Source organism: Paramuribaculum intestinale (assembly GCF_003024925.1).
Taxonomy (GTDB): Bacteria; Bacteroidota; Bacteroidia; order Bacteroidales; family Muribaculaceae; genus Paramuribaculum; species Paramuribaculum intestinale.
In genome coordinates this window covers 1-1,541 of record NZ_PUED01000330.1, presented here as the reverse complement: position 1 = coordinate 1,541, position 1,541 = coordinate 1, and the positions used below count along the sequence as shown (strand labels likewise).

Annotated in this window: 1 protein-coding gene; it reads right to left on the bottom strand. The window is 42.1% G+C overall.

Translation table 11 applies throughout. The features are described 5' to 3' along the window. The coding region (locus C5O24_RS13260) for a hypothetical protein (protein ID WP_133165605.1) at window positions 1-1,114 on the bottom strand (1,114 nt) is incomplete at its 3' end. Window positions 1,115-1,541: the final 427 nt, after the last annotated feature.

Below are 1,541 nucleotides of genomic sequence, written 5' to 3'. Positions count from 1 at the left end.
TGCCAACACCGTCACGCTGAAAATATCTGTATGCAGATGGGGTTATCTCCACGAGATCCGCCTCCTTCAAGACAGGCAATATTTTGTCGAGATTGCCATATTCAAGAATGATGCCATCATCATAGAGTTTCTCCGCTATGGTCAGATACTCATCGAGATTCCAATAGCTTGAAGTATCGATTATGAAGTGCCATTTACCGCTCGTTTTATCTTTTCGTACCCAAAGATGTACACGGGCATAAACTACATCAAGGCAATGAAAGGAGCTGTTTTCAGCTTTCCATTGGATGAAGTCCTCTTCGCAGTCGAGATTGAACTTTACAGCCTCACAACCTTTCGGGCTATACCATTCGAAGAGCTCCTTTGGAGATTTTTTCTCATCTTTTTCGGGATAGACAGCAAGATAACACTTTGCCCACAGATCCATATATGTGCGGAGTGTCAATCGGTCATATTCCATTGGTTGCGAGTTGGATTCAAGAACTTCTATTAGCTTGGGCCGATTGAACGCATCCATCCAACTTCCACCCAATATCTCATTCAGCCTACGTCTTGGGATAATACCGGTTCGCTTCTGATAAGGGAGATTCGCTTCCACGAACTCCATGTAGTTCTTTCCTCCGTCCCTGAGAATTTCATCGACGCATTGATCGATTGCCATTCGGATTTTTGCCATCACTTCGGAATAATCTTCTCTGAAAATAGATGAATCACCTTTGTCGTGAACATATCTCGCACTTCTGATATCCCAAAGATTATGATCACTGTCAATCAACATATAGTGAAAGTCGTTGACATACCCGACAGAGATACGATACCAAAGAGTATCCTCATTAACATACTCTTTCCACAACTTCAGATAGTCGTCATAGTCCTGGACATCACCACATGCCTTCATCTGTTCGTAATCACCCCAATCTTCAGGTTTTCCAGGGGCAACACGAAACCAAAGATATCGGACATTGTCATCACCCATTGGTTGGAGTCTTGACAACAACTCTTCGATTCTTCTCATTTCAGCGACAGTTTTAACATTGACAATTATGCCATTAGATGCCATCCGGCTTGTAGGAATCGAATGTATGTCATTGTATGTTAGAATATTCTTTTTCATTTTATTGGAGTTTTTGCGCCGGAGCGCGGTTGTTGTAAAGAGAAGAGAGAGGACATCGGCTTGTGTCCGCAGCTAATCGTGGTGGAGAAGGTTTTGATACCATTGGGACACAAAAAAACGACTGTCGGGAAGTTGGTATGGACTTTCCGACAGTCGTTGTATCTTGTAACCTGTAATTGTAGCGAGGTTAACTTATATCAGTTATAGAACTGAAACAAACGTGTCGGCAATATCCTGATGTGAGATATGTGGCGCAAGACGAAATCGGAGCACAAAGCATACCTTCAAAGCTTTTCAAGCCATGAATGTTACTGGTGCCTAATATGTTGCGATGTTGTCTTGCCATTTGTTTCGAATTAAGTGGCCGCAAAGTTAATACTTTTTTACAAATCCACAAAATTAAATGTTCAAGCCCTGCATTTAAGTA